Here is a 24,301-nt window from a genome sequence, read left to right on the forward strand (position 1 = left end):
CGCGTTCTGCATAAACACGAGCACCTAGCTAGTTTGAGGCTTTATCAAGGAATCGAGCCATCCGCGGTGCTCTTCTTTGATGCCTGGCCCAGTAGTAAGCACCTTGATCACGTAAGCGACAAATGATCGAATCAGATCGTTATCGTCAGAGAAGTCCCATTTTTCAAATATCTTCCAGTCGCGTTCGTTCAATGTGCAACCGGCTTCATCCGTATATACATAGAGCTCGACCAATAAATCTCTCTGGACAACTTTTGCGTATTCGTACACCTCATGCTTTCCACGCACCAACTCAAACTGAATAGGTTGCAGACGGCGCAAGGCCATCTCTTTGGCGAGAGCAGCAATGCATCTTTCGGAGAAGCTAGTCATCACCATTTACCCGCATTCCAGAAATCAAAGTGTGCATCACCTGTAACGGCTTTCTCCAATTGTCCTGCCACGCGGAAAACTTTAGCACCGCCGTTCCTGCCGTAACCGACACGCAAGTACCTATTGCTGTTCGTCCAGCCACAAGGAACAAACGATTTCGATGGCAGCGACCCTCCTAAAGCTGCAGCGCCTTCGATCTCGCCTGCGATATGGCTATATCGGCACGCGACCGAACAAGGGTCTATTCCGCCATCAATGCCCATGAGGTCTCTCACGTCTTGCAAATTACCAAGCCCAAACGTGATCCCGCTGTACCTGTGTCCGCATGCCGCGCACCTCTGGCTTAATGACGGTCCTTGCCCATGAGAAGAGTTTCTCTGACCACCGAAGGATCAGTCTTGCCCCGGTCAATCATTAGGTTGCAGTAATCATCCACCGTGGATACGACGAGCTTTCCTTGCTCAAATAAACGCAATGTCGCCCGGTCAGCAACATCGTGAATATCGTCATTCACACAATCAAGCTCATTTCGACTGAAGTCCGATCGGGAGCTTGCTTCCAGATCAACACCAAACTTCCATTCCGGCTGAATCTTCTCAACCGGCATAGAGAAGATCAATGCGATGCGGCGCAGCGAGTAAAGCCGAATCTCCGACTCAAAAGCATCCATATCCATCACCTTTCGCACCCGCAATTCTCATAAGAAACTGCATGGTACATAGCCTGCGCTTCAATGCTGAGATCGTAAAAACCCTCAAAGATTGTAGCTCCGGTAGCAAAAACTCCGGCTGCCATACCGAGCGGCGTCCTTCCAAGCATTCGCAGCGAGCGCGTTCCAAAACGACCCGACCAACGACTGAGCTGGCTCGTATAAGGATTCAACTGATCAACAGAGACGCCAAGCCCTCGAAGCTCCGATGAAACCTTCGGCGTGGTGCCAACACCAAGCGTCAAGCTTAGGTTCCTGCAACTGCAACAGGATCGAATCGATTCTGCTCAACGAAGTCAGCGAACGCAGCGAAATCGAACTTCAGGTATGACTTCTTCAGCGCATCATACTCATCACGCTGCGGGCCCGGTGCAAATGTCCACGACCCAATTGCTTCCAGCCCAAGCGGGTCAACGAAGCTCAGCGGATTGCCGTCCACATAGGCATAGCTATTCAACCCTCCCCAAAGTTGAGCCCGATACTCACTGACGATCTGAGCCCGCTCCGGAGCGTAATACCGCGCCCGGTAATAATAGAGCCCCCTCCCATCATTCTCCCTGCCCGTGTATCGGTAGCCATTGTCCGCCGACACCACCGAATGACCACTACCATAAGAATCATTACGAGTAGCGCTGGGTCGGACTGCCACTTGAGTCTGCAAGCGCCAACACGCTCTCCAAAGCGTCCGTCATGAAATAGCTGGTCAACTGGCCATTCTATCCTCCGGACACAAAACCAAGCGGATCGATTGCGTTGAGCAGATCACCGGCCAAATTGGCGTATATATCCACACTACCTAGATCGATCTCCCCACTCTGCAACAAAGCCGTTAATGAGCAAGGCAAGTGCGGCGATGGTGATAGATAACCAGAAACTAAGATGAAAATCGTGACACTCTCTTCAGAGGAAGAACGGAAATCATCAGGTCGCCAATCGTTTCGGGCGCGTTCTGAAGAGAGTCAATGCCATTGGTCTTCAACCATTTCGCAAGCGCTTCCTGCCCTTTCCCAAGAGCCCAAGAGTCAATCGCCTCGAGGCTGGAAAGAGGGTCATCCAGCCTTAGATTTTCTGGCTTTAGCCCATACGACAGACCTATCGCACGCAGAACTTCTTCAGCTTGACGATGATCAACACCATCCGGAAGCTCTCTAACAATCTCCGAAATCGCCATCGCGTGCCTTCCTCGCAGGAGCTTCCAGCGCGACCAATAACGGCCTACGAAGTAGGACATGGTTACGACCAGAACTATTGCGATCAATGTCTCGGCGTTTGTCATCGCTAGTTACCACATTCGCATTTGGAATCCGAAGGCGGGGCATTCTTTGCTGCATAGATGAAGCCCTCCAGTTCAATGGTGGCGTCGTACATTCCGATTGCAACAGTGGCAAGACCGATAACAGCAGCAGTTCCTTGCACTGCTGCGGAGCTTCCGCCAGGCACCCCAAAGCCGCGCGCGACACTGGTCAGAACGTTCCTTGATCCCAAGAGGGGACCGCGAAAGCCACCAGCAGGGGCAAAGGATTTCGGCATCACGCCACCTGCAAGCGCAACAGCTGCAGGGCCCACATTGATTGCGTGATCCGACACGAAGTCCAAATAGCGATCCCAATAGGTGCTGCAATCACGTGCTGGACACAACCCCAATGGATCGGTCGCACTCAGCGGGTTTCCACCGACATAGGCATAGGTGACTGGACCGCAGTTGAGTCCAATCAGATCACTCTGAATATATCGACCTGGTGCCGATTCGTAGTAGCGGTGAATGTTGTAGCTCACCCCGCTCTCGACATCGTAGTACTGGCAGGGAAAGCGCATGCTCGAACTTACGGACAAGCAGCATGTGCACACTAGTTCCCGCGTTTTTTGCCACTTCTTCGATCTTCCAGTTCAGCGATGAACCCATTGAGCAATAGCGCACCTGCGCCTACGCAAATCCTGTCCAAAATCCAGGTGTGCCATGTAGATTCCGCAGTACCAATTCGCACCATTGGGCAATCATATCTAAACAACGAGACCCTACTTCAAGAAACTAGTCGCACCTTCAATCACTTCTGGCGCCGCCAGCAAACAAATAGCAACAGCGCCTTTACCCGGCTCACGAGGCGATCCGAATGATCCTGTACTAATGAGCAACCGGTGCGGCTCTTGATAGACAGTAGCTGTTGATCTTCCCAGAAAAATTGATCTAATTAAGTATTTTTTATACGGTTTTGGACAAACCAGCGATTCAGATCTTGCAACTTCAGGATCATCAATCACAAAAAGACTTTTCGTCAACCGATCCAGCGCTTCCGGATCATCGCCGAGATCAATATAGAGTGCAGCTGGCACTTCTTGCGCGTTGAAGAAACCCTTAGATTCGGGTAACCACGCCTCGCTCGCAGTCGCGGCGCTGGACATTGCCAAAGGAACGATCAATATCGAGAGTGCCTTCATTAACCTCATCGCTGCCACCACCGTTTATGAGCTTGAATGATTGCCTTTACATCCCTAGGAGACACCGTGCCATTGAAGTCGCCCATGATGTCGCCCTCCCAGCCCGGGGCCGGCTGGGTTTCTCGGACTCCACCATCACAGAATTCAATGTAATGATCGCGCAGCCCCATTAGATGACCGGCCTCATGCGAGACGACCCAGTCCTGTCCATCTTCATACCATATACCGGTATTGCCACCCACCTCACTCACTTTCGACGTACCCTTTCCGGGCATAACAGTGATGGTGTTTGAATCCTTAACACCGGGTCCGCCAGGAACAACTTTAGTCCTGACATCGTATCCACCCCATGTTCCTGACCACTGAGATTCAATCTTGCTATTCCAAGCGGAAATTTTTTGCTGACTTACAGAGATACCATTTAGACCTACGTAGGTGATTGGCAACGTAATAGTCACAATATTCCCTTTCACATTTACTGTAGCCGCCAAACCCATACTATCTCGGGACGAAATCGGCGCTGCCCCGACATATTGATAACTATTCAGCCCACCCCCAAGCTGAATGGGATCCTCACTGATAAACTGCGCCCGCTCCGGATCGTAATACCGCGCACGGTAATAGTAGAGCCCCGTCCCATCATTCTCTCGGGCGGTGTACTGATAGCCATTGTCTGCCGACAGTATCGAGTGACCATTGCCATAAGCGTCATACGAGTAGCGCTGCGTCAGGGCGCCACTTGAATCTGCAAGTGCGAGCACGCTCCCCAAAGCATCCGTCATGAAATAACTGGTCGACTGGCCGTCCGTGCGTGCAATGCGCTCGTCCACGCCCAGGCCGTTCAAGAATGTGGTGGTCATGCCCGGCTTGGTTTCCATCACGGAATTCAGTCCGTCGTACAGGTAGATGGTCTTGATGCCATCGGTGGTCTTTGACACGCGGCGGCCGAACGGATCGTAGGTAAATGTCGCCAGGGTCTGCGTGCCCTGCGTCACTTGCAGCAGCCGGTTTCTGGCGTCCCACGTGTATGAGCGAATGCCGTCGTTGAGGACATTTCCGTTGGTGTCATAGGAAATATTTCGTCCGTTGAACGATGTCTCCCTGTTGTTCGCATCGAATGTGGCGAGGGAACTCGTCGGGTTAGTGAGGACGTTGGGCGCGAAGCTACCTGTCTGCGCTGTCCGGTTGCCACTTGCGTCGTACCCATAGCCCATGTCGCCCAAGGTCGTGCCGTTCTTGTCGACGTAGCGGATGGCCGTCAGTTGGTTCGCATCGTCGTATGCGTACGACTTGATGATGCCGTTGGGGAGCGTGAACGTCGCCAGACGGTCGACGGTGTCGTAGTCGTATGCAACGTGCGCTGCGCCCTGATCAATGGTCTTGACCTGGTTGTTTGTGTCGTATCCGTACGTCACCACCGGCAGCGTGCCGACCTGCATGCTTTTGCGCAGGCCGTTGGCGAAGTACGCATAGGCTACGGCGCCCTGGGGCGAGGATTCACTGACTACCCGGTCCAGTCCGTCGTAGGCGCGGGTGATGACGCCATAGGTGGAGTCGCTGACCTGGGTGGGACGTCCGGCGGCGTCGTAGCCATCCACGGACACGGTGCTTCCGTCCGCGTAAGTCACCCGCGTGAAGCGGTTCAGCGCATCCACGGCATCGAACTGCGCTACCTGGCCTTTTCTGTCCGTGTGGGAAAGCGGGTTTCCTGCCGTGTCATAGGACCAGCGCTCCGACTGATGGAGCGCATCGGTCCTCTGGATGAGACGGTAGGCGGCATCGTAGGCGTACTGAATGCTCCCGCCACCGGGCAAGGTCACCTGCATGACATGCCCTTCCCCGTCGTATGCAAGCTGCGTGACCTTGCCACGCGCATCCGTGGAGGTCAGAAGACGGTCGTTGGTGTCGTAGCGTCGAAGCGAGTAGTTGCCCAGCGGATCCGTCACCGACGTCATTCGACCCAGGCTGTCGGTTGACAGAAGCGTCTTCCGGCCCAGCGAATCTACGATGCTGCGAAGATCACCCAGCAGATATTCGAAGCGCGTCTGACGCCCGGCGAAATCGGTGATCAGCACCGGCTGCCCGCTTGTATTGCAGGTAATGCTGGTGCTGCGTCCCAGCGGGTCCATGACGCTGCGAAGGCAGCCGTCCAGATACGTATATCGCGTGACCCGCCCAAGCTCGTCCTCCGAACTCAATGGATGATTGTCATCCGTCCAGGTGAAACGGCGGGTCACGGCATTCGGCGTGCCTGATAGTTGCGTGATCGACAGCGGATTGCCGCGCTCGTCCCAGGTAAAGCTCGTCGTTCGACCGAGCGGATCAGTTCGCGACAACACGAGGCCATTGGCATCATGGGTGTAGCTGGTGGTGGCCTCAAGTGGCTTGCCCGCAGCGGCCGTTTCGGTCGCCGGATACCCGGACGCATCGAAGACAACTTTTCGTACGTGACCCAGCGCATCGGTAACGTCGGTTTCGGACCCGCTTGCCGGATAGCTGAACTGTAGCGCCGCACCGCCGGCGCCAACCTGCTTGACGACCTGCACGCCACAATAGGTATTCGCGGCGACAGTGGTCCCATTTCGATCCACTATGCTGGAAATCGTGCTCGGCACAGGACTGGCGCAGCCACCTGTACTTGCCGTGGGCAAGCTGAAATCTTCGTTGTATTTGTACCGTGTCGTGGTCTGATCGGGATAGGTGACCGTGTCCAGAAAGTACATGGGCGTCGACACAGGAGAACTCCCCGCGCCACCCGCCGACCATCCAGCGACCGGAAAGTTGGTCTTGTGGTAGCTATACGTCCAGGTGCGTCCGATATTGTCGGAAATGGAAGCAATATTGTTGTCGCTGTTGTACGTGAAGCTCAGAAAGCGACCACTCGGCGAAATCACTTGCTGGATAAGGCCGCCCACGCGAATGATCTGTACCCGGTTGTCGAAGTTGTCCCTGATCTCGTAAAGACCAGTGAAGGGATTGAAAAAGTAGTGCATGCCGTCGGGTGTGTTTACGACGTAGCACTCGGTAATGGTAGGGCCACATTGCGCGGGAGTAAGTCGCGCGTCCATGGTGGTTCCCGCATAGGCCTTGACGTTACCCGTGTATACCCAGCTTCCGTCGCCGCCTGGATTTGGCGGTACGGCAGTAAGCGGGGAAAGCAATGTGCCGTCAGGCAGGCGTACACCCGTGTTGGTCCAGACGCCGTTTACATAGGTGTCGAAGTTGGAGCGCCAGCTGCCAAAGCCGCGTCGGTCCTGAACGGCGCTTGCGTCCTTGAGCGCGGAGTTGCCTATGGAGTGCCACGTGCGGGTGATGCCGATGGGGATGACGTCCTTGATCGCCACGTCCGTCACGTTTTCCACAAGCGTGCCGCTCAGCAGGTCAACCGGATCACCACAGCACGCACCGCCGGGCTTCGCCGCGTCGGCATCCCCCGGATGCTGGTTGCTCATGTCCCAGCTCGCGGCGGTGAGCGTCGCCAGATGCACGCCCGCCTCTGCTTTCAGTTGAGTTCCATCTGACGTGACTTCGCCCTTTCCGTACGCACGCCACCCATCCGTCGGGCTATAGGCAATAAAACTGGCAACGTGACCCGCAGGCACATGACCGTAATTCGGATACGTAAGCGTAATTCCCTGAGGCTGATCAGACCTTACGTTCTGAACCGCCCCGCCGCCAGGCTGCAGACTGAAGTACACCGCGAAATTGACGGGAGTCGGGTAGGGAGCCCGATCGGTTGGCATGGGAACAATGGCGATTTCACTGACAACTTTTCCATTCCGATCCCGGAATACCGTGCCTGCCGGAATATGCACTTCCAGGCCGGGCATGTCCGGATGGGTGACGACCATGTCGTGAATGGTGGGCGAAGGGAGTTCGATACGATCCCGTTCCAATATCCGCGGCATGTACATGCGGAATGGCAATGTTGTCCCACCCGTCACGACATTGACGCTGACCTCGAACTGTCCGTAACGATGGCTCGCGTCATTCGCGGAGCTACCGTCCACGAACAACGTCGCGTCACCCACGGGAACACCCGAAAGAAGGAATGTGCCGTCTGCCATGGTAAACGTGGAAGCCTTACCCGCGCTGATGCGCGCACCGGCCATGGGACGGCCGTCAACCAGACGAACCTGGCCCGAAACGGAGGAGACGTCGGCCGATAACAGCGCTTTTGCGACTTTCTGCTGGCGCTTGGGTAGTGCGCGAACCACATCGCCGGCTGCCATATCGGGCACGTTTACACGCCAATGTCCGCCATCCGGCGCGCCAGCGTTGTCCTGACCCGGATACCAGGCGCCATCGGCGAAGTAGCTCTTGTCCCGACATAAACGGATTGTTCCGCGCGCGCCCTTGGTACACACGTGAGAGCCGTCGCCGCGTTCCTGTGCTCCATCGCCAGTGCTTCGATAAAGGGTCATGGCGGCAGGCGCTGTCGATCCTGCTCCGCGCACGGCAGCGGAAGCCGAAGCGGCGGAAGACGCCGCGCGGGCATCGGAGACATCACCATTTGCATAACCGATGAATTCGGTGGTGAAGCCAAATGCAGTAAAGGGAAGTTGCTGCTTTGCGAGGCCCCGAACACCCGCAATGGCTACCGTGTAATGCGTCCCGGGTAGAAGGTCCGCCTTGGGCGTTACAAATGCCAGCCGCCCCTGAACACCGACAACCGTTGCATCAACGGGACCGGCAGGTCCGACCAGGGAAATGGTTGCTCGTGACGCGGTTGCTGGGTCCAGGTCGGTACTGAAACGCAAGCCTACTGTTCGCCCGACCTCCACACCGGAGGCATCTCGCGCAGGAGAGGAAGCTACAAGCGACAGCGACGCCGGATCGGATACGACCGTTGCGCTGTCGGCGAACGTGTTGGATACGGCATCGAACCGCTGGGCCTCCTGAATCGCGTGGAGGCTGGCATCAAAGCCACCCCACACAAGAACGCTTCCATCAGCCTGGAGTTCGCTGGACTGAAGAAAGCGCGGCTGAGCGGATGTCGCAATATTGATCCTCCGGCGTCCGACAGGGTCCCAGACGCTTGCCTGCTCAAACAATCGCTGTGTTCTGTTCCAGCCGCCCGTGACAAGCACGCGCCCATCGGTCAGAACCGTGAAACGTAATCCCAGGCCAGAGGAAAGCTCGGGAATAACGGCCGGATCGAAGGTGCCCGATTCTGGATCGAACCAAAGCCCCTCATCAAATAGACGGCCATCATTGTCGGCGCCACCCCAAATGAGGACTTTTCCATCGGGCAAAACGACAGAAGCCGCGCCCATTCTGCGTTCCGGCAAGGGAATCGCCTGTCGCTCACTGGAATTCGCACGACGCATGAAAACGTGACGGGAATCGACGCTCAGGGAACGCCCATCCGGTAGCAGCACGGACTGCGCCTGGCTCGCCATACCATCCAGGTCTTCCGGAGACACAACCAGATCGGGCCCCAGAGGCAACTTGCCAGCGACGACGGAACCTATGCTTAGGCCAGCGAGCGCCGCAACGCCCAAGCCCAGCGCCGTAATCCGGAAACCATCCTTCAGCCCGATCATTCAAAGTCCTTTAGTGCTTCTGCGAACGGGCCGCACTGAACGGCCTGTCGATAAACATGCATTCGTTGGGCAAAGCTACTGGAGCGAAATTGTCATCGTCGCGGGAACGCCGTTGTTGGGAGCCAGCGTCACCGTGTAAGTACCAGTCACTGGCAGGCTCGGCAGCGTGTACTTGCCCGACGTCATGGACGTGGATGCGATACGCGCGCCACTTGGCTGGTAGACCGATACGGCCATGCCTTGCCCGGAAGGCGTGCTCACGTAGTTGGAAAGGTTGATCGAAACCACCTGCCCCGCCGTTCCACCGAACGTCAGTCGCGCCACCTGTCCCTGACGAGGAAGGTTCACTCCCAGTGAGTTACCGAACGCCAGGGTCCCGGTTACGTCTCTGGTCAGCGTCGCAGCAGCGGTGAAGGATGCCGCCCCCGGATAGGAGGAAACGACAACCGAGTACGTTGCCGCCGCCAGTCCCGAGAGCGAAACTCTGCTCGCGCCCGCGCTTGCTGACTTATCCAGGGATCCGCTTGTCAACAACGAACCGCTCGGGTTGTAGACGTAGTAGTTGATACCGGTCGAAGGCGTGCTCATCGAAAGAGCACCAAATCCAAGTTCCAGGTTGTCCCCAACCGATGTATCAAAGGTGTAGTAGACGTTCTGTCCCAAGCCTGCGGCAGGAGACAAACTGGGACCGTCAGCGACAAGCTTCCCCCCTGCCTGCGGCAGCAGGCTCACTTGCCCGGAAGCGATCGCCCCGTTGTCTGGACTGATGACGACGGTATAGGTGCCGCTGGCCGCGAGATTTCGGACGTTGAGAAGTCCCGCCGTCGCGACGTCAGACGTGGCCAGACGCGTGCCATCGGGAGCGTAAACGGACGTGGTGACCGTGGTTGCCGAAGGCGTGGTTGTAAATGCCGTAGCTCCTACGGCAAGCGTTTGCCCGGATGTCCCGCTGAAGTTCAGCCGAAGCGCCTGACCCTCGCGGGTCAGATTGAAAGATTGAGTTTGGCCGAAGTCGATCGAACCGGTGACGTTGCGGGTCAGCGTTACCGATCCGGACGTCATGCAGTTTGAAATCACGACGGAATAGCCGCCACCCGCCAGCGCCCACAAATGGACGCCAAGGCGGCCCGTGTTCGCTGTTCCACCGCCCACGTAGGTGTTTTTAGAATCGTAGACCGAGACCGTTGCCGACGAACAGCCACTTCGTAGCGTTATGCCCGTGACAGCAAGCTCCAGGTTGTCCGCCGCTGCCGCGCTAAACGTGAAGTAGCTGACCTGCCCGGGAATGGGTGCGGGCTGCTGAGATGGCCCGTCCACGGTCAGAGAGCCACCTGCCTGAGGCGCCAGCACCAGTTGGAGCGACATAGGCAAACCATAGGACTGCCTCACCAGCACGGTATAGCGTCCCGAGGCGGGCAAATTTTGCAGGTTTACCGCACCCGGTGCCGTAAACGAGGTGCTGTCCACGAGGGTCACGCCATCCGGTCGGACAACACTGATCTGCACGGCTTTCGCGCTGGGTATCGTGGTGATATTGCTTAAACCCAGAGCCAACGTGTCGCCCGCGGACGCGTCGAACGTCAACCTTCCGGACTGCCCCGGTCGACCGTAAGAAAGAACAAGGGGTTGTCCAGGCACCAGTGATCCGGTGACATCACGCGTAAGCGTGGCCTGGAACGCCATGGGGCCACGATCACCCGACGCGACGGTAATTGAGTATGAACCGCCAGCAAGATTCGGCAACGGTACTCGACATGACGCGCCATCATTGATCGCTGTGCAGAAAATGGTTCCGGCGATGTACGTGTTACGTGAGTCGTAGACCGATACGTTGGCTTGTGTGTAGCGTCCGCCGGCCATCGCAATACCGCTTAGTGCGAACTCAAGGTTGTCGCCCGCCGACGCTGTAAAGTTGAACGTCGCATTGACGCCCGCCGTAGCGCTTATCCCAACCGATGGGCCGTCTATGGCAATCACGCCTCCCGGCTGCGTGGAAATGCGGATCGAGGCGTTCTCTGTATAACCCGACGCTGGCTTGACGATAGCTTGATAGATGCGCCCATCAGCGAGGGATGGCAGGTTCAGAGCTGCGTTTGCTGTTCCCGAAGAGGAGCCCATCGACGCACCGCTTTCATCGGTTACAGCAACGGAGACCGTACCGCCCGTCGGCGAACTGAGAATCGAGGGAAGAATCGCCGCAATGCGGGGGCGTGCACGGAAAACGAATCGCTTCGATTCATTGGCAACCACGCCCACGGCAGGAACCGCATTCGCATCATCAACCATCAATGTGGGAGCGGCCTCCATGGCCATCGTGATGCTCAATGGCTGCGAGGTACCCGCCAGGATGTAAATGCCATAGGTGCCGGGAACGATCAATTTTGGCAGATGAATCGAGGGTGCGGCTGGCGAGAGCGTTCCTGCTACCACGACGCGATTGCGAGGATCGTAGACCGTGTAAGTCGCGGATGATGCACCTGATAGTGCGCGCTCCTGCAGGCTGATCCACTGGGTTTCTGCCGTGGAATCGCCATCAAACAGGAACACGCCAGTCTTTGTGGCGGGAATGACTATCGACTGCGGAGCGCCTGGAGCCATCCGGACTACAGGACCGATATTCGCGGCTTTAACGTTGGCAGGCGGAATGACCAGTTCCGAGTCGCTGATTGCGACGCCGAAGGGTGTCTGGACGATAACCTTTCCCGATCCCACGCTGGCTGGCGCAACGAAGCCGATGGACTCGTCGCTGAGGGCGCTCGTGACGATGGTTTGCTGGTTTATGGCTACGCGGGTTTGCCCGACCACAGGAGCAAGATGCGAACCGCTTACAAGCACACTTGAACCGACATCAACAATCGTCGGTGCAATGGACGAGATCACCGGGGGCAGCCCGGAACCGTCCACGATAAAGGACTCGTCACTGGCAACCGTCTGGCCGTTCGCGGTGACGGATACAGGACCCGTTATGGCTCCGGCAGGAACCGTCACGGAAAGCGTCGTCGCGGTTCCCGACGTGACTGGCGCGGGCGCTCCATTGAAGTTGACGGTATTGGAGCTGAAGGGTGTCGCGAAACCGCGGCCCTGAATCGTTACGGGAACACCTGGTGAACCATGATTCGGCAGGAGAGAGAAAATGGTGAGCTGATTGCCCGGGACGCCAACCACCTGCAGCAAATTCCCGAGGTCGTCGTAGACGTAGCGAACGCTTTCACCGGAAGCAAGCGTCGCGGCCACCACGCGGCCGTTACCGTCATAGGCATATGTCTGCGCACGCGCGACAGGCAGGGCAGCAGCAAACAGAAGCATCAATAGGGCGACGGCTGATCGCGCGAGTCGCCACCAGACAACCGATTGGCGCGCATGCGCCCCGGAGCGAACTGCTCCGTTTACATCCCTGTGCATTTCCCGCCCCTGTCGAGTCGCTTCGAGCGGCAAGGAGATATCCCTGCCACGACACCCTGCTTTCTCTCGTACAATAATTCGAGATTGCGAAAGTAATTGTCAAGCGCACATCGTTATTGCGATGCGTTACCGCTTCGGCATTGATCAGGGGATGTTTCTAGTCATGGATTTTCGCAAGACGCGCTTGATGATCTGCGTAGCCATATTGCCGATTTTGCTTATCGCAATTTTCGTTAGTACCGGACTGTGGGCAAAGGGAGAGCGCCCCGAGACGCGTAATGCGGAAATGATTTCTCTGGGGGAGCGGCTGTTTTTCGACGCCTCGCTCAGCTCGGACGGACAGACCCGCTGTGCCGCTTGCCATCAGCCAGAACACGCATTCGCGGATAGCCGCGCTACCGCCCGAGGCGCGTTTGGTCGCATCGGCACAAGGAACACTCCCAGCCTCCTCGCACTTACGGACGAGGCGCCCCTGTTTTGGGACGGACGACGAAGCACGCTTGAAGCCGCTTCCTTCGATCCACTGATTCACCCCAGAGAGATGGGACATTCGGATGAAAACGAGATCATCGCGGCCCTGAGTTCTCCGTCGTATAGGGCGGCTTTCGCCCGGGCATTCGGCACGGGAAGCGCCGGGGCCCCTGGCAGGGAAACCGTGTCCCGGGCACTGTCTGCATACATCCGAAATCTTCCTCGCCCGCCGGTACCGTTCGACCGCTATGTCGAGGACAAGAACCCGTCCTCTCTCAGCAGGGAAGCCAGGGAGGGCTTTCGGCTCTTCACGGGGAAGGCGGGTTGTGATTCATGCCATAAGCTGTCCGGCAAGCCGGTTCAGTTCACTGACCACACATTTCATCCCACAGGAACAGGCTTGCAGACGCTTGATGGCCAGCTGCCCTTGCTGGCGAAGGATGTTGTGACGGGATCCACGGATCCCGGTGCCATCGGACGGCTGATTGCGGAGCGTCCCGATCTGGCTGCCACCGGGCGCTTTTCGGTCACCCACGAACCGTCCGACCTCGGCCTCTTTCGCACGCCGTCGCTACGCTATGTCGCGGACACCGCACCTTACATGCACGATGGCAGCGTTCCAACGCTGGAGGCTGCCGTAGATCAGGAGATCTACTGGCGAAGCCTTTCGAGTGGGCATCCCATTTCCCTGACCGTATCAGAGCGCGCCTCACTCATTGCATTCCTGCAATCCATTTCGCTGAACACGGGTGAGGCCCCCCCCTCGAAGTCGCCCGACTAAGCCGGCTCGCGAATCGCCGTAAGGCGAAATTGCGCGCCGTTTGCAACGGCCGCTTCACGAGCGCGAGCCGATGCACCCGCCACTCCGACATAAACCACCGTCAAGCCCGCCCCGGACTTTTCAGGAAGATCCCTGAAGGCCTCCACGATGACGTCAGTCACCTCGGTCGAGTCGGGGCCGGTGAGTACGATCATGTGGTGGGGAAGGGCCGTGTTGGTCAGCAGTCCCCGGATGGCATCAACCATGGCGGCGCGACTCTCTTCAGCATCACGGCCATGCCCCGCCGGAACGACAAACGAATAGGGACGCACCGTTTCGTCGTGAGTCTGGGAGAGAACCACGGTACTGAGGAAGCTGCGCCATGCATTGATATCAGCGTTGCGCGACGGCGGGGCCAGGAGTGCCTGCGTGGAATCAGAAGACACGGCCGGATCGACCTGTTTTCCGCATCCCGTGAACAGCATGGTTGCCACAAGCAAGCCGAAAACCGCTGAATGACGCATCCCGCATCCTCTGATGAAATGGACTTATAGACGTCCGCACGCAACGCGCGGCAGTTCAACCGATGAAACTGGCATGGCTTCAATGGTCAAGCGACTCTTCCTGCATGGGCTCGCTGGCAGAAGGAAATGCAGACCAGAGTTCGGCCATGGTGGCGCCACTGACTGGATGCCGCAGTTGCGGTGCAATGTCTGCCATCGGTCGCAGGACGAACGCGTGGCGCAATTCGCCACGGGGAATTTCCAGATGTCCGTCGCCGGTCAGCACCAGGTCGTCGTACAGCACGATGTCTACGTCGAGCGTGCGGTCAGAAAAGCGCGGGCCGCCGCGAACACGGCCGTGGCGATCTTCCAGCGCGTGCAGCCAGTCGTTCAGTGCTTCGGGCGCGAGGTCGCTGTTGATACCCACGGCAAGATTGACGAAGTCGGGGCCGTCGAATCCCACTGCCACGCTGCGATAGGCCGGCGACACGGTCAGCTCGCCGAAGCGCGCACGCAATTCCTCCAGCGCCGCCCGGAGGTAACGGTGGGGTTCAACATTGGAACCAAGGCTCAGGTAGGCGCGTCCCATCAGGCCGGTCGCACGCCGCGCTCGATACGAACACCTACCGCTTTCGCGCCACGTACGGCGCCGGGCTTGGACAGCTTCAGCCTGACCCAGCTGACTCCAAACTCTTCGAGCACGATAGCGGCGCAGCGTTCGGCCAGCGTTTCGACCAGGCCGAAGCTGGATGCCTCCACGTACGACTGAAGACGCTTGGATACCGACTTGTAGTTGAGTGTGTCGGAAATGTCGTCAGTGGCAGCGGGACGGGTGTTGTCGAACGCCATTTCCAGATCGAACGAGAGCGTCTGGCGAATGCGGCGTTCCCAGTCGTAAATGCCGATGACGGCGTCGATGCGCAGGTCTTCGATGAAGACGATATCCATGGGATGGCTTTGTCTGAAATCCGGAGTCCTACAGGGTCGGCGAGGCCGACCCGTTTCGCAAGAGCGCGTGCCGCTTTTTCAGGCGGCAGGCAGCGATTCGAGGCTCCAGCGCGGATGCACCTCGATGGTTTCGTCCTGATGCTGGCCGGCGGCCAGACGAATGGCTCCCGCCAGGGCGATCATCGCGCCGTTGTCCGTGCAGAACGCCAGACGCGGGAAATACACCTTGAAACCGTCCTCACTGGCGGCCTGCGCCAGTTGCTCGCGCAGGCGCTTGTTGGCACCCACGCCACCGGCGATCACGAGGCGCTGCGCTCCCGTGGCAGCAAGGGCGCGACGGCACTTGATGGCCAGGGTGTCGACAATGGCTTCCTGGAAGCCACGGGCGATATCCGCGCGGGTCTGGTCGCTGCCATCACTGGCCTGCCAGGCCAGCAGCACCTGCGTTTTCAGGCCAGAGAAGCTGAAATCCAGGCCGGGACGGTCGGTCATCGGGCGCGAGAAGCGGAATTTGCCCGGCGTGCCCTGCTCGGCCAGCTTCGCGAGGGCGGGGCCGCCGGGGTACGGCAGGCCCATCATCTTGGCGGTCTTGTCGAAGGCTTCGCCCGCAGCGTCATCCAGGGTGTCACCGAGGATGCGGTACTCGCCGATGGCCTTCACTTCCACCAGCATGGAGTGGCCACCCGACACCAGCAGCGCCACAAAGGGCGTTTCCGGCGGGTCGTCTTCCAGCAGCGGGGCCAGCAGATGCCCTTCCATATGGTGCACGCCGATGGCCGGCACACCCAGCGCCCACGCCATGGCACGGGCCGCCGAGGCGCCGACCAGAAGGGCCCCGACCAGGCCGGGGCCGGCCGTATAGGCCACGCCGCCCAGGTCCGCCGTGGTCAGCCCGGCCTCCTTCAAGGCCTCCCTGACCAGCGGCAACAGCTTGCGGACATGGTCGCGACTGGCCAGTTCCGGCACCACGCCGCCGTACTGGGCGTGCAGCGCAATCTGGCTGAAAAGCGCATGGGAAAGCAGCCCGCGACCGGGTTTTTCAGGGTCCCAGCGCAGCAAGGCGACCCCTGTTTCATCGCAGGAGGTCTCGATTCCCAATATGGGCTTTGAAAAATTCTGTTCGGTCACGTTATAATCCACGGCTCGCCCGATCTCACGGGTCAGTTTAAACATTAGTGGAGTTTCCATGCCGAGCGTTAAAGTCCGCGAGAACGAGCCGTTTGAGCTTGCCCTTCGCCGCTTCAAGCGTACGTGCGAAAAGGCTGGCGTGCTGGCCGAAACGCGCAAGCGCGAATTTTACGAAAAGCCCACTCAGGAGCGTAAGCGCAAGCGCGCCGCTGCTGTGAAGCGTCACCTGCGTCGCCTTTCGCGTGATACCACGCGTCGGACCCGCATGTACTGATCCCGTCTGCCCTATCTTACAGGGCAGGTGTGACCAACGGCAGGCGCGGTAACGCGGCCGCCGTACGCATGGCGAACTCCCGAGCCGGCTTTGCCCATGGCAAAGCCGGCTTTTCGTCGTTCCGGAGAATATTATGTCCCTGAAACAACAGCTTACCGATGACATGAAGAACGCCATGCGTAGCGGCGACAAGCCGCGGCTGGGCGTCATCCGCCTTGTGCAGGCGGAAATCAAGCGTCGCGAAGTGGACGAGCGCATTGAGCTGACCGACACCGACGTGCTCACCGTGCTCGAAAAGATGCAGAAGCAGCGCCGCGACTCCATCGACCAGTTCGACAAGGCCAACCGCAGCGATCTCGCCGATATCGAGCGCTTCGAAATGAGCGTGATCGACGCTTACCTGCCCGCCAAGCTCTCCGACGACGAGCTGGATGCGGTCATTGCGACCGCGATCACCGAATCGGGCGCCACCTCGGCGCGCGACATGGGCAAGGTCGTCGCCCTGGTGAAGGAAAAGGCCGCCGGCCGCGCCGACATGGGCACGGTCGCGCAAAAAGTGAAGGCAAAGCTCGCCTGACGCATGGCCGGGATGCCGCCTCGGGCCCTGGCTGACGGCGGCATCCCCCCCACTACTTCACGGCATCGGCACGGAAGCCTGCGCATCCTCCGCTTCCAAAAGGAGGAACCCATGCTCAAGTTCGCCATCATCTTCGGTCTTATCGCGCTCATTACCGGCGCTCTCGGCTTCGGCCGGATCTCCGGCGCGGCAGCCACGATTGCCAAAATCTGCTTTGCCATCTTCCTGATCCTCTTCCTGATTGCCCTGCTGGCGATCTTCGGAGTGCTCCACCTCGCATTCTGACGGGGGCGCCATGCGGTGCTCCCATCGGGTGCACCGCATGGCATCCTAGTCGTCTTATGCGTGGCCGAATTCCTGACAGCTTCATTGACGAACTGCTCGCCCGCGTCGACATCGTCGACGTGATCGAACGGCGCGTCCCGCTGAAAAAGGCGGGCCGCGAATGGACGGCGTGCTGCCCGTTCCACAATGAGCGCTCGCCCTCGTTCTACGTCAGCCCCCAGAAGCAGTTCTTCCACTGCTTCGGCTGCGGGGCCCACGGCAGCGCCATCAAATTCCTGATGGACTACGAGCGCCTGGAATTTCCGGACGCCATCGAGGAACTGGCCCAGTCGGCGGGCCTGAAAGTCCCTTACGAGGGCGGTCGCGACAACGCGCCAAGGGAAGACAAGACCGATCTCTACGGCCTGCTGGACGATTGCGCGACCTTCTATCAGAAGGAACTGGGCAACAGTCCGGAGGCAACCGCCTACGTGGACCGCCGTGGGCTCGATCCTGAGACCATCAAGCGCTTCCGCATTGGCTGGGCTCCCGCCGGTTTTGACGGCGTGATGAAGGCGCTGGGCACCAACGACCGTCGTCGCCAGCTGCTCAACGAAGCGGGCATGGTCGCCAGCAATGAGCGCGGCTCGCGCTACGACCGCTTCCGCGAACGGGTCATGTTTCCCATCTTGGACCGGCGCGGACGCGTGATCGCTTTTGGCGGACGCGTGCTGTCGGCCGAGCAGAGTCCGAAATATCTCAATTCACCCGAGACGCCGCTGTTTCACAAAGGCCGCGAGCTTTTCGCGCTGTGGCAGGTCAAGCAGGCCAACCAGACCCTCACTCGCATCATGGTGGTGGAAGGCTACATGGACGTCATCGCGCTGCATCAGGCAGGACTTCCCATCGCCGTCGCCACACTGGGCACGGCGACCACGCCCGATCACGCCGAAGTGCTGTTCCGTGCGGCCCCCGACGTGTTCTTCTGCTTCGACGGCGACCGTGCAGGCAAAGCCGCAGCGTGGCGCGCGCTGGAATCCGTGCTTCCGCGCATGCGCGACGGACGCCAGGCGTTCTTCCTGTTTTTGCCCGACGGCGAAGATCCGGACACGCTGGTGCGCAAGGAGGGCAAAGACGGCTTCGAGAAGCGCATGAAGGACGCCATGCCGCTGTCGGAGTACTTCTTCGAGGAACTGGCGCGCGACGTCGATGTCACCCGCCTGGACGGACGTGCACGCCTTGCCGAGCGCGCACGCCCCCTGATTGCCAAATTCCCCGATGGCGCCTTCCGCGATCTGATGGCGCAGGAACTGGAACGCCGCACCGGCGCCCGCGCCGTGCTGGAACCTGAGAAGCCCGTCCGCCACGCCCCACGCAACGCGGCCGTGCAGCGCAGCCTTGTCCGCACCGCCATCACGCTGCTGCTCGCGCAGCCGGCCATGGCCGAAGAAGTGGAAACGCCCTACCCGTTCCTGCGCCTGGACAAACCTGGCGTGCCATTGCTTGCCGAATTGATCGACATCGCCCGTGCGCGCCCCGGCATCAATCCTGCCCTGCTGGTGGAGCAGTTCGTGGACCGCCCCGAGTACGCCTCCCTGCAAAAGCTCGCTCACGCTGATGTCATCGGCGAAGCGGAGATGCAGAAGGTGGAATTCATGGACGCACTGCGCCAGATGCAGCATCAGGCCGTGGTGCAGCGCCGCGAGGCGTTGATCGCCAAGAGCCGCGAAAGCGTACTCGATGACACGGAGAAGGCCGAGCTGCGGGTATTGCTGGCAGCACGTGTGGTCAGGACTGTTGAAGAATGACGCTCGGGTGCGCGCTCGTAATGCATTCCGTGGGATCATCGCCCACCGAACCTGATAATGGCCCGGCAAGCACAGGGCACGAGCGACGCTGATGGATCTGCTTCAACGACTCGTAGAGATTTTTGGCGAGAACGGCTATGCGGCCGTCTTCCTCGCCCTGATGCTGTGTGGCGCGGGAGCGCCGCTGCCTGAAGACATCACGCTGGTGGCCGGCGGCATCATCACGGGCTTAGGTTACGGCAACGTGCACACGATGGTGGCCATTGCGATGGTGGGCGTGCTCCTGGGCGACTCAACCATGTTCCTGCTTGGCCGCCACTACGGCTCGCGCATTCTCAAGCTGAGGTTTGTCGCACGACTGCTCACCCCGGCGCGCTACGCGAAGGTGCAGGAGAAGTTCGAGCGCTACGGCAATCGCCTCATGTTCTTCGCCCGCTTCTTGCCTGGCATGCGTACGGCTGTGTACATCACCGCAGGCGCGACGCACCGGGTGACATTCCTGCGCTTTTTCGTCCTCGATGGCTTCGCTGCACTGATCAGCGTGCCCATCTGGGTGTATCTGGGTTATTTCGGTGCCAACAATCATGAATGGCTGACCACGTGGATCAAGCGCGGGCAAACCAGTCTGTGGATCGGGCTGGCCGTACTGGTCGTTGTGATCAGCGTGCTCTGGTGGCGCAGCAAGAAGAAAAAGAACTGCTGCTGACCCGCGCCAGGCGCACCTACAACCAACGCCATATACGCCCGCCCTCGTGCGGCGCCTAGTATCGGATGCCATCGTGCCAGATGAGCCACCGGCCATGCAGACGATACTTGTTACCGGCGCCACGGGCTTTGTGGGAAGCGCACTGGCGGCATCCATGCTGCATGCCGGCGATCACGTTGTGGCCGTGTCGCGCAACGATCCAGACGGGCAACGCACGCGCGATGCCATCGCCGAAGCCATCGCGGGTTTCGAGCTTCCTGCGAACGACGAGGCGATGGCGCGACTTACAGTGATCAATGCTGCGGATCAACGACTGCCCGATGCCGTGGACGACAGCACACTGCGCAAGGTGAACCTCGTGTGGCATTGTGCGGCCGACATGCGCTATTCGTTCCGCCATATCCAGGCGTCGTTCGACACCAATGTCGCAGACACGGCGATCCTCTATGACAGAGTCAACACGGAAGCGCCCGCCTGCAAGCGCTTCTATCACATGTCCACCGCGTACACCGTAGGCGCGAACGTGCCGGTGGTACCCGAGAAGCTCGCCGCCTCCAATCCCTGCTTCAATGCGTACCAGATGACCAAGTGGGGTGCGGAGCACATGCTTCGCAGCATGCATGCAGCGCCCCGCGTGCCCGTGACGCTGTTCCGTCCCACAGCGGTCGTGGGACACGCGCGCACGGGATGGTGCGTGCGCAATGACTATGCCTTTTACATGTTTGCCTCCGCTATCGTGGAGGCAGGCAAGGCAGGCCACCACTCCCTGCAACTGGATCTGTCACTGGAGGGTCACCCTGACCTCGTACCCGTGGATCAGGTGATAGCCGATGCGGTGGCGCTCAGTCAGCGCGACGATCAGGGCTACGCCTTCGAGGTGTTTCATTCATCGACCGGAAAACTGCTGAGCACGCTTCGGATGCTTCAGCTTGTCGGACGACACGCAGGCGTGCGGGTAACGTTTGGCGCACCCGTGTCCGATATCGATCAAGCCATCAATGCATCCATTGCGGTCAACAAGTTTTTCGCCGACGGCTCCTGGTCCTTCGAGCGCACGAAACTGGATGAAGCCATCCATGCCCCCGCGAGGGTGCCCCAGATGGACGAAAAGATGCTTACCCGGCTGATCCGCTGGTATTACCCCGCCTCATGACTCTTTCGCGGCGCTCACAACCTTCCATCCTGTGACGGATGTCCGGGCCCGCCACTTCGTCACCCCGGCCATTTGTGCGACCATCGGCGCCGGAATGGCGGCCCGCCTGCGGCGCGGCGCTCGATGGAAGGAATGACAGGGGACTGCAATGGTGTTCATGGAATGCTCGCATCGACGCGAGCTGGCGGCAGCGATGTGTGTGGCACTGGCCTTCACGGCCGGCGCAGCAAGAGCACAGACCTCTCCGGCCGAGATTCACGTTTCGTCTCAGGCACTGGTTCTGGATCAGGCCGAACGCACCCAGCACACGATTTCCGATCGCCTGACCGCGATCACGCCTGCTGATGGTGGCGGTGTGTGGGCTGGGCTCACGGATGGCAGCGGCGACCTCGAAAAACGTGGCTACGACAAGGGCAGCTACAACGCCCACGGCCTGATGATCGGTGCAGACATGCAGGTGGGCGAAAACGGCCTCGTCGGCATCGTTGTTCAGGCCGACAGCTCGTCCGCCGATTTCGACCATTTGCCCGGGCGCGCCAAGGCCAAGAGCACAGGCGCCACGGTTTACGGCAAGCTGGAAGGCGAAACCTGGTATGCCACGGCGACCGCAGGCGGTGCCAGCATCGACGCCGACACCAGCGCCACGCGTGTTCCAGACGTCGGCACGCTGACGCTGCACACGAACAGCTCGCGCACCGATACGCTGGGCTCCGCCCGCATCGAAAGCGGTCTGCGCGGCTATGCCGGACACACCATCTGGATGCCGTTCATCGCGCTGAACTACGACCGCCTGAAGCGGGATGCTTTCCGTGAAGAAGGCGCAGGCGATCTCGGCATTCAGGCCGCCAGTGCATCGTATGGCCAGCTCACGGCACAGGTCGGCGTGCGTATGTCGCGTGTGTGGTCCTGGCGCGGTGGCGACACCACCTGGCACGCCTATGCCCTGTATCAGCAGATCGCCACCGGCAACGCGCTGACGTTCAATGCATCGTTCGAAGGCACGCCGGACGCCAGCTTCGTGGCGTCAGGCGTGAACATGCCACGACGCTCTGCATGGGTTGGCGTCGGCATGAATACTGAATTCAGCGACCACTGGAGCTGGTATCTGAATGTGGACGCCAAGGCTGCGCGCGGTGACGTGCAGGCCGCCGTGGCCTCCGCCGGCATGCGTCGCATGTTCTGATAACCGGCGCAGGGTCAGTCCCACGGCCACGGCCGTGAGACTGACCCTGTGTAGCCCGGCAGCTAAGCCACTTCGGCGAACAGCCACTCACGGAAGATGTCCGTTTCCGGACGCCCCTGCGCATCCCGCGCCACGCACAGGTAATAGGCGTGACGCAGCGGGACATCCATCTGGAACGGTTGCACAAGACGCCCTGCGGCCACGTCGTAGGCCACCAGCAACTCCTGCGCCAGCGCCACGCCCTGCCCTTCAATGGCGGCCTGCAACATCATGGTGCCGTCGCCAAATCCCATCTCACGTGACACGTCACCGAGATCCATGCCGCCGCGCGCAAGCCACTGATCCCAACCGGGCGACGGAGCGGCGCGACGATTCTGCCGTTCGTGCAGCAGCGTATGGGCGGCCAGATCGGAGGGGCCGTGCAATCCCCCGGCGAGCGCGGGGCTGCACACAGGCGTGTATCCCGTACTGACCAAAAGCACCTGATCGCTGCCTTCGGAGAGCCGGTCATCAATGGCGATATCCCACCCTGAGGCATCTGGCTGACCGTCCGTGACCACTTCCACGCCGATGTCCGGGTAGCGATCGAAGAAGCGGAACAGACGCGGCACGAGCCACTTCGTGCCAAATGTCGGGGGCACCAACACCCGCAACGACGCGTTCTGGTGATCCAGAAGCTGGTCGGTCGCGTGTTGCAACGCACGAAATCCTTCGCGGATGCGGGGAAAATAATTTTCACCGGCCGGCGTCAGTGACAGCCTGTTGTTGCTTCGCACAAACAGCGGCATACCAAGCCACGATTCGAGCAACTTCACTTGCTGACTCACAGCAGCGGCGGTCAGCGACAACTCTTCCCCGGCTTTGGTGAAGCTCAAATGCTGCGCTGCAAGCTCAAACACACGCAGCGCATTGAGGGGAAGCGAACGCTTCATCGCATACTCATTAAGAAAAACTTGGGGAAGCCCCCGACGAAATCTAGTTTGCCACGCCTGACGCCGCTGCCAACAATCCGCCGCGATACATAGCGGACAGCGCATGAACATCCTCACCATCGACACCGGCACGACGAACACCCGGGTCTGTCTCTGGCACAACGGTCAGGTTGTGGCCAACGCGGCTCGCCAGGTTGGCGTTCGCGACACCGCCATCACCGGCAACCGCGACAAGCTGGAAGGCGCGGTACGCGCGACCATCGAAGAGGCGCTGGCGAACGCAGGCGTTCACGAGGACGAGGTGGAGCTGGTGCTCGCGTCCGGCATGATTACCTCGAACATGGGCCTGTGCGAAATTCCCCATGTCACCGCCCCTGTCAGTCTGGATGCACTGGCCAGCGGCATGCGCGAGTCGATCATTCCCGGCGTATGGAAGCGGCCCATCTGGTTCGTTCCCGGCGTGCGCAACAACGTGGAACACATCGGCCTGCACAACTGCGAGGCCATGGACATGATGCGCGGCGAGGAGGTCGAGTCCTTTGCGCTCGTGCAGCGGCTCGACATCCGCGAACCCGCCGTGATCGTGCTTCCGGGGTCGCACTCCAAATTCGTGAGTATCGACGGATCGCAACGCATCGCCGGCTGCGTCACCACCCTGGCAGGCGAACTGCTTCATGTGATTTCGCACGACACGATTCTCGCCAGCTCGCTGAAAGATGGTTTCGCCAAGCGCATCGACAAAGAGATGCTTCTGACCGGTGCCCGTTCTGCCAGGCAGATCGGGCTCGGACGCGCCTGCTTCAGCGTACGCATTCTTGACCAGTTCGCGGTGTACGACGCCAACGCACGCGCCAACTTCTTGCTGGGTGCAGTGCTCGGCTCTGATCTTCTCACGCTGAAGAATTCCAGCGCCATCCGCATGAGCCCCGGTACGCGCTTCGTGGTGAGTGGCAAACCCATCCTGCGCGAAGCCATCGCGCTGCTGGTGGAAGGCGACGATTTCTTCTCCGGCGCCGTCACCGTATTGAGCGACGACGAACAGCGCGACCTCGCAGGTCATGGCGTCATCGCCGTCGCCCGCGCACGTGGTCTGGTCGCACCCCATGAGCACGCGCCTGGCTGATGCCCG

At 59.8% G+C, this 24,301-nt stretch carries 22 protein-coding genes; 9 read left to right on the forward strand and 13 right to left on the reverse strand.

Going from position 1 to position 24,301, the window contains the following annotated elements; genetic code table 11:
- Window positions 1-24 precede the first annotated feature (24 nt).
- From FHW69_RS04050 to FHW69_RS04085, 8 genes are all read right to left on the reverse strand, one after another.
- Window positions 25-372, reverse strand: a complete 348-nt coding sequence (locus tag FHW69_RS04050; RefSeq protein WP_183421715.1) for a hypothetical protein — start codon at window positions 370-372, stop codon at window positions 25-27.
- Window positions 373-715: 343 nt separating this feature from the next.
- Entirely contained in the window at window positions 716-1,042 is a 327-nt protein-coding gene (locus FHW69_RS04055; RefSeq protein ID WP_183421716.1) for a hypothetical protein, read from the reverse strand.
- 286 nt (window positions 1,043-1,328) lie between these two features.
- Window positions 1,329-1,730, reverse strand: coding sequence for an RHS repeat-associated core domain-containing protein (locus FHW69_RS04060; RefSeq protein ID WP_221195362.1), 402 nt, complete (start codon window positions 1,728-1,730; stop codon window positions 1,329-1,331).
- Between the two features lie 225 nt (window positions 1,731-1,955).
- Window positions 1,956-2,252, reverse strand: coding sequence for a hypothetical protein (locus FHW69_RS04065; RefSeq protein ID WP_183421718.1), 297 nt, complete (start codon window positions 2,250-2,252; stop codon window positions 1,956-1,958).
- A 107-nt stretch (window positions 2,253-2,359) separates the two neighbouring features.
- Window positions 2,360-2,896 (reverse strand): RHS repeat-associated core domain-containing protein, encoded by a 537-nt coding sequence (locus tag FHW69_RS04070; RefSeq protein ID WP_183421719.1) that lies wholly within the window; start codon window positions 2,894-2,896, stop codon window positions 2,360-2,362.
- Between the two features lie 201 nt (window positions 2,897-3,097).
- Window positions 3,098-3,517, reverse strand: coding sequence for a hypothetical protein (locus FHW69_RS04075; protein WP_183421720.1), 420 nt, complete (start codon window positions 3,515-3,517; stop codon window positions 3,098-3,100).
- Between the two features lie 5 nt (window positions 3,518-3,522).
- A complete protein-coding gene (locus FHW69_RS04080) occupies window positions 3,523-9,063 on the reverse strand; it encodes an RHS repeat-associated core domain-containing protein (RefSeq protein WP_183421721.1) in 5,541 nt (1,846 codons plus the stop codon).
- Window positions 9,064-9,138: 75 nt separating this feature from the next.
- Window positions 9,139-12,369, reverse strand: coding sequence for an IPT/TIG domain-containing protein (locus tag FHW69_RS04085; RefSeq protein ID WP_183421722.1), 3,231 nt, complete (start codon window positions 12,367-12,369; stop codon window positions 9,139-9,141).
- 217 nt (window positions 12,370-12,586) lie between these two features.
- Between FHW69_RS04085 and FHW69_RS04090 the strand changes: the two genes are divergently transcribed.
- Entirely contained in the window at window positions 12,587-13,717 is a 1,131-nt protein-coding gene (locus FHW69_RS04090) for a cytochrome c peroxidase (RefSeq protein WP_183421723.1), read from the forward strand.
- On the opposite strand, the gene FHW69_RS04095 is transcribed toward FHW69_RS04090, so the two are convergent.
- The 4 genes from FHW69_RS04095 to tsaD form a co-directional block, all read right to left on the reverse strand.
- Complete coding sequence (locus FHW69_RS04095) at window positions 13,714-14,220, reverse strand: hypothetical protein (protein ID WP_183421724.1); 507 nt, start codon at window positions 14,218-14,220, stop codon at window positions 13,714-13,716. The genes FHW69_RS04090 and FHW69_RS04095 overlap by 4 nt on opposite strands.
- Window positions 14,221-14,299: 79 nt before the next feature.
- The gene (gene folK / locus FHW69_RS04100) at window positions 14,300-14,788 is read right to left on the reverse strand and encodes a 2-amino-4-hydroxy-6-hydroxymethyldihydropteridine diphosphokinase (protein ID WP_183421725.1); all 489 of its coding nucleotides are present in this window, start codon (window positions 14,786-14,788) and stop codon (window positions 14,300-14,302) included.
- Window positions 14,788-15,147, reverse strand: coding sequence for a dihydroneopterin aldolase (folB, locus tag FHW69_RS04105; protein WP_183421726.1), 360 nt, complete (start codon window positions 15,145-15,147; stop codon window positions 14,788-14,790). The genes folK and folB overlap by 1 nt, the downstream gene beginning before the upstream one ends.
- Window positions 15,148-15,225: 78 nt before the next feature.
- Window positions 15,226-16,248, reverse strand: coding sequence for a tRNA (adenosine(37)-N6)-threonylcarbamoyltransferase complex transferase subunit TsaD (gene tsaD, locus FHW69_RS04110; RefSeq protein WP_343203986.1), 1,023 nt, complete (start codon window positions 16,246-16,248; stop codon window positions 15,226-15,228).
- An 85-nt stretch (window positions 16,249-16,333) separates the two neighbouring features.
- On the opposite strand from tsaD, the gene rpsU reads away from it, so the two are divergent.
- The 7 genes from rpsU to FHW69_RS04145 all read left to right on the forward strand — a co-directional run bounded on the left by rpsU (window position 16,334) and on the right by FHW69_RS04145 (window position 22,240).
- A complete protein-coding gene (gene rpsU, locus FHW69_RS04115; RefSeq protein WP_029213735.1) occupies window positions 16,334-16,549 on the forward strand; it encodes a 30S ribosomal protein S21 in 216 nt (71 codons plus the stop codon).
- Window positions 16,550-16,682: 133 nt separating this feature from the next.
- Complete coding sequence (locus FHW69_RS04120) at window positions 16,683-17,126, forward strand: GatB/YqeY domain-containing protein (protein ID WP_183421728.1); 444 nt, start codon at window positions 16,683-16,685, stop codon at window positions 17,124-17,126.
- Window positions 17,127-17,237: 111 nt separating this feature from the next.
- Window positions 17,238-17,411 carry a DUF1328 family protein gene (locus tag FHW69_RS04125; RefSeq protein WP_183421729.1) on the forward strand — a complete coding sequence of 58 codons (174 nt, stop codon included), beginning with the start codon at window positions 17,238-17,240 and terminating at the stop codon, window positions 17,409-17,411.
- Window positions 17,412-17,467: 56 nt separating this feature from the next.
- A complete protein-coding gene (dnaG, locus tag FHW69_RS04130; protein WP_183421730.1) occupies window positions 17,468-19,198 on the forward strand; it encodes a DNA primase in 1,731 nt (576 codons plus the stop codon).
- A 91-nt stretch (window positions 19,199-19,289) separates the two neighbouring features.
- Window positions 19,290-19,904, forward strand: coding sequence for a DedA family protein (locus FHW69_RS04135; RefSeq protein WP_183421731.1), 615 nt, complete (start codon window positions 19,290-19,292; stop codon window positions 19,902-19,904).
- A 94-nt stretch (window positions 19,905-19,998) separates the two neighbouring features.
- Entirely contained in the window at window positions 19,999-21,057 is a 1,059-nt protein-coding gene (locus FHW69_RS04140) for an SDR family oxidoreductase (RefSeq protein ID WP_183421732.1), read from the forward strand.
- Window positions 21,058-21,214: 157 nt separating this feature from the next.
- The gene (locus tag FHW69_RS04145; protein WP_183421733.1) at window positions 21,215-22,240 is read left to right on the forward strand and encodes an autotransporter outer membrane beta-barrel domain-containing protein; all 1,026 of its coding nucleotides are present in this window, start codon (window positions 21,215-21,217) and stop codon (window positions 22,238-22,240) included.
- Window positions 22,241-22,302: 62 nt separating this feature from the next.
- Here FHW69_RS04145 and FHW69_RS04150 read toward each other — a convergent pair whose 3' ends face one another.
- Window positions 22,303-23,172, reverse strand: coding sequence for a LysR substrate-binding domain-containing protein (locus FHW69_RS04150; protein WP_183421734.1), 870 nt, complete (start codon window positions 23,170-23,172; stop codon window positions 22,303-22,305).
- Window positions 23,173-23,275: 103 nt separating this feature from the next.
- Between FHW69_RS04150 and FHW69_RS04155 the strand changes: the two genes are divergently transcribed.
- The gene (locus FHW69_RS04155; protein WP_183421735.1) at window positions 23,276-24,295 is read left to right on the forward strand and encodes a 2-dehydro-3-deoxygalactonokinase; all 1,020 of its coding nucleotides are present in this window, start codon (window positions 23,276-23,278) and stop codon (window positions 24,293-24,295) included.
- Window positions 24,296-24,301 lie beyond the last annotated feature (6 nt).

Source organism: Luteibacter sp. Sphag1AF (genome assembly GCF_014192715.1).
Lineage (GTDB): Bacteria > Pseudomonadota > Gammaproteobacteria > Xanthomonadales > Rhodanobacteraceae > Luteibacter.

Excerpts from the sequence above, each read along its gene's own strand:
- FHW69_RS04050 (WP_183421715.1), bottom strand. The coding sequence starts at position 372 with ATGACTAGCTTCTCCGAAAGATGCATTGCTGCTCTCGCCAAAGAGATG.
- FHW69_RS04055 (WP_183421716.1), bottom strand. The coding sequence starts at position 1,042 with ATGGATGCTTTTGAGTCGGAGATTCGGCTTTACTCGCTGCGCCGCATC.
- FHW69_RS04065 (WP_183421718.1), bottom strand. The coding sequence starts at position 2,252 with ATGGCGATTTCGGAGATTGTTAGAGAGCTTCCGGATGGTGTTGATCAT.
- FHW69_RS04070 (WP_183421719.1), bottom strand. The coding sequence starts at position 2,896 with ATGCGCTTTCCCTGCCAGTACTACGATGTCGAGAGCGGGGTGAGCTAC.
- FHW69_RS04075 (WP_183421720.1), bottom strand. The coding sequence starts at position 3,517 with ATGAAGGCACTCTCGATATTGATCGTTCCTTTGGCAATGTCCAGCGCC.
- FHW69_RS04080 (WP_183421721.1), bottom strand. The coding sequence starts at position 9,063 with ATGATCGGGCTGAAGGATGGTTTCCGGATTACGGCGCTGGGCTTGGGC.
- FHW69_RS04085 (WP_183421722.1), bottom strand. The coding sequence starts at position 12,369 with ATGCTTCTGTTTGCTGCTGCCCTGCCTGTCGCGCGTGCGCAGACATAT.
- FHW69_RS04090 (WP_183421723.1), top strand. The coding sequence starts at position 12,587 with ATGCGTTACCGCTTCGGCATTGATCAGGGGATGTTTCTAGTCATGGAT.
- FHW69_RS04095 (WP_183421724.1), bottom strand. The coding sequence starts at position 14,220 with ATGCGTCATTCAGCGGTTTTCGGCTTGCTTGTGGCAACCATGCTGTTC.
- folK (WP_183421725.1), bottom strand. The coding sequence starts at position 14,788 with ATGGGACGCGCCTACCTGAGCCTTGGTTCCAATGTTGAACCCCACCGT.
- folB (WP_183421726.1), bottom strand. The coding sequence starts at position 15,147 with ATGGATATCGTCTTCATCGAAGACCTGCGCATCGACGCCGTCATCGGC.
- rpsU (WP_029213735.1), top strand. The coding sequence starts at position 16,334 with ATGCCGAGCGTTAAAGTCCGCGAGAACGAGCCGTTTGAGCTTGCCCTT.
- FHW69_RS04120 (WP_183421728.1), top strand. The coding sequence starts at position 16,683 with ATGTCCCTGAAACAACAGCTTACCGATGACATGAAGAACGCCATGCGT.
- FHW69_RS04125 (WP_183421729.1), top strand. The coding sequence starts at position 17,238 with ATGCTCAAGTTCGCCATCATCTTCGGTCTTATCGCGCTCATTACCGGC.
- dnaG (WP_183421730.1), top strand. The coding sequence starts at position 17,468 with ATGCGTGGCCGAATTCCTGACAGCTTCATTGACGAACTGCTCGCCCGC.
- FHW69_RS04135 (WP_183421731.1), top strand. The coding sequence starts at position 19,290 with ATGGATCTGCTTCAACGACTCGTAGAGATTTTTGGCGAGAACGGCTAT.
- FHW69_RS04140 (WP_183421732.1), top strand. The coding sequence starts at position 19,999 with ATGCAGACGATACTTGTTACCGGCGCCACGGGCTTTGTGGGAAGCGCA.
- FHW69_RS04145 (WP_183421733.1), top strand. The coding sequence starts at position 21,215 with ATGGAATGCTCGCATCGACGCGAGCTGGCGGCAGCGATGTGTGTGGCA.
- FHW69_RS04150 (WP_183421734.1), bottom strand. The coding sequence starts at position 23,172 with ATGAAGCGTTCGCTTCCCCTCAATGCGCTGCGTGTGTTTGAGCTTGCA.
- FHW69_RS04155 (WP_183421735.1), top strand. The coding sequence starts at position 23,276 with ATGAACATCCTCACCATCGACACCGGCACGACGAACACCCGGGTCTGT.